This window comes from Geomonas sp. (assembly GCF_035254065.1).
In the GTDB taxonomy this organism is placed as follows: Bacteria; Desulfobacterota; Desulfuromonadia; order Geobacterales; family Geobacteraceae; genus Geomonas.
In genome coordinates this window covers 1-3266 of sequence record NZ_DATFBA010000406.1, presented here as the reverse complement: position 1 = coordinate 3266, position 3266 = coordinate 1, and the positions used below count along the sequence as shown (strand labels likewise).

Here is a 3266-nt window from a genome sequence, read left to right as displayed (position 1 = left end):
AAGCTGTTACCTCCGGCAAAGTTCAAAAAAACTATTTAACACAGTTAACGGCAAAACACAAAAAGTTTATTCGCCGTAGCGGACGATGGAGGCGAAAGAGGCCCCCTTCAGGCTGGCGCCGCCCACCAGGGCACCGTCGATGTCTGCGCAGCCCATGAGTCCCTTGATGTTCTCCGGCTTCACGCTGCCGCCGTACAGGACCCGGGTCTTGTCGGCAACCTGCTTGCCGTACAGGTCGGCGAGCACGCCGCGGATGAAGGCATGCGCCTCCTGGGCCTGTTCGTCGCTGGCCGTCTTGCCGGTGCCGATGGCCCAGACCGGCTCATAGGCTATGATGACCGGGGCGAACTGGGTGGCGGTCAGACCCTCGAGCCCCCCGCGAAGCTGCCCTTCCAGCACCTTGAAGGTCTCGCCCGCCTCGCGGGATTCCAGCGTCTCGCCGATGCACATGATGGGCACCAGGGCCCCCTTCAGGGCGCTCTTGACCTTCTTGTTGACGGTGGCGTCGGTCTCGCCGAAGTATTGCCTGCGCTCGGAGTGGCCGATGATCACGTAGCTTGCGCCGGCGTCCATCAGCATGCGGGGGGAGATTTCGCCGGTGAAGGCGCCTTCGTCCTCCCAGAAGACGTCCTGGCCGGCCAGGTTGATACCGGTCCCGGACACCGCACCGATCAGGCTGGGGAGCACCGTGAACACGGGAGCCACCACGATCTCCACGTTGTCGACCCCCTTGACCAGCGGGGCCAGTTCCTCGATCAGCGCCAGGGCCTCGTTCTTCGTCTTGTAAAGCTTCCAGTTACCTGCGATCACCGGCTTGCGCATGGTCTCCTCCAAGAGTGCATTGATAGTATAGGAGTTACTGGGGGCTCACACCCCATCCTCACCCGCCTTCGCCTATTGGCTACGGCGGGCAAGCCCTGTCCCTCCCTTTGAAGGGGAGGGGACGTGGGGCGGGCCTTTTTTCTGCAGGTGTTAAAGGCGGATCGTGTATTAGTCTGTGGTTACTTGTTCCCTTTCTCTTCCAGGACCTGGATGCCGGGGAGTTTCTTCCCTTCCAAAAGTTCCAGGAAGGCGCCGCCGCCGGTGGAGATGTACCCCATCCGGGAGGCCTCGCCGCCACGGTTGACCGCCGCGTCGGTGTCGCCGCCGCCGATGATGGTCAGTGCGTAGGAGTTGGCGACCGCGGTGACCAGCGCGAAGGTGCCGCGCGAGAAGGCGTCCATCTCGAACACGCCCATGGGGCCGTTCCAAACGATGGTCTTGGCGTTCTGGATCGCCTCGCTGAAGAGGGCGACGGAGGCGGGGCCGATGTCGAGCGCCATCCAGCTTTCGGGGATCTCCTGGATGGGAACGATCTTGTTCTCGGCGGTGGCGCTGAACTGGTCGGCGACCACGCAGTCGACCGGCAGGTAGAACTTAACCCCCTTGGCGCGGGCCTTCTCGTAGGTCTTCATGGCGGTCTCGATCAGGTCTTCCTCCACCAGGGACTTGCCGACGTTGTAGCCCATCCCCTTCAGGAAGGTGAAGGCCATGCCGCCACCCACGATGATCTTGTCCACCTTGTCGCACAGGTTTTCCAGCACCTCGATCTTGCCGGAGACCTTGGCGCCGCCCAGGATGGCCACCAGCGGGCGGATCGGGTTTTTCATCGCCTTGTCGAAGTAGTTCATCTCGTTCTTCATCAAGAAGCCAGCAGCCACGACCGGGATGAAGTTGGTGATGGCGTGCACGGAGGCGTGGGCGCGATGGGAGACGGCGAAGGCGTCGTTCACGTAGATCTCGCAGCCGTTCACCAGCGCCTGGGCGAATTCGTTGTCGTTTTTCTCCTCGCCCGGATAGAAGCGGACGTTCTCCAGCATGACGATGTCGCCCGGTTTCATGGCGTCCACCATCGCCTGCACCTGGCTGCCGATGCAATCGGGCGCCAGTTTCACCTCTTTACCGAGCAGCTTGGAGAGACGCTCGGCGGCGGGAGCCATCGAGTACTTCTCCTTGCGCTCCCCTTTGGGCCGGCCCAGGTGGGAGGCGAGCACGATCTTCGCCTTCTTGTCCAGGGCGTAGTTGATGGTGGGGAGCACGCCGCGGATGCGGGTGTCCTCGGTGATGTTCTGGTTGTCGTCGAGGGGGACGTTGAAGTCTACCCTCATAAAAACCTTCTTCCCTTCCAGATCCTTGATCTCGTCGATGTAACGGATCGACATGGCATTCCTCCCTGACGAACAGATTTCGATGGCGCGTTATTCAATACGCCTCTGGCAATGGCAGCTTTTACATGAAAAAACAAAATTCACCGGCCGTTAGCATCCCGACCAGACCAAAGTCATCGGGCCTCAAGCCGTTCGCCCTGAGCCTGTCGAAGGGTGGCTGGTGAGTCCGAACAGGGTGCTTCGACAAGCTCAGCATGAACGGCCACCGGCCCGCGCTGACCTGGTCTGCCGTGTGCTGCTGCGTCCCTTCGAAACGCTTAAAATGCACTAACCGCAGAGAGTCGTCAAGCACGATCTGCGTGCGAAGCGGCTTTCTGCGGCATTTTGCGGTTGGCGGGGGAGGGGTGCGCGCAAAAAAAACGGGGGGGAGCCGGCTCCCCCCTACTTTATCTGCTGAGTGCGCGGCGGCTAGAGGAGCATCTTGATCAGGCCGACCACCCGGGCGGAGAAGCCCGTCTCGTTGTCGTACCAGGAGATGACCTTCACCATGTTGCCGTCGATCACCTTGGTGGAAGGTGCGTCCACGATGGAGGAGAGCGGGTTGCCGTTGAAGTCGATGGATACCAGCTGCTCTGAGCTGTAGCCGAGAATCCCCTTGAGCGGACCGTCCGAGGCGGCCTTCAGCGCTGCGTTCACCTCTTCGGTGCTGGTCGGCTTGGAGAGGGTGCAGACCAGGTCGACCACCGAGACGTTGGGGGTCGGCACCCGGATGGCCATGCCGTCCAGCTTCCCTTTCAGGGCGGGGAGCACCAGCGACACGGCCTTGGCGGCGCCGGTGGTGGTCGGGATCATGGAGAGGGCGGCGGCTCTGGCGCGGCGCAGGTCCTTATGGGGCAGGTCGAGGATGTTCTGGTCGTTGGTGTAGGAGTGCACGGTGGTGACCAGGCCCTTCTCGATGCCGAAGCTCTCCTGGAGCACCTTGGCGACCGGGGCCAGGCAGTTGGTGGTGCAGGAGGCGTTGGAGACGACCTGGTGTTTGGCCGGGTCGTACTTGTCCTGGTTCACCCCCATGACCATGGTGAGGCAATCGCCCTTGGCAGGGGCGGAGATGATGACCTT

The 3266-nt window shown here is 62.0% G+C and carries 3 protein-coding genes; all 3 read right to left on the bottom strand.

The window, feature by feature from the left end:
• Nucleotides 1-66: 66 nt before the first annotated feature.
• Nucleotides 67-822: a triose-phosphate isomerase gene (tpiA, locus tag VJ604_RS19075; RefSeq protein ID WP_324085265.1), complete on the bottom strand. Its 756-nt coding sequence runs from the start codon at nucleotides 820-822 to the stop codon at nucleotides 67-69.
• A 179-nt stretch (nucleotides 823-1001) separates the two neighbouring features.
• Nucleotides 1002-2201 carry a phosphoglycerate kinase gene (locus tag VJ604_RS19070; protein WP_324085262.1) on the bottom strand — a complete coding sequence of 400 codons (1200 nt, stop codon included), beginning with the start codon at nucleotides 2199-2201 and terminating at the stop codon, nucleotides 1002-1004.
• Between the two features lie 414 nt (nucleotides 2202-2615).
• Nucleotides 2616-3266: type I glyceraldehyde-3-phosphate dehydrogenase (locus VJ604_RS19065; RefSeq protein ID WP_324085260.1), on the bottom strand; the 651-nt coding region annotated here is incomplete at its 5' end.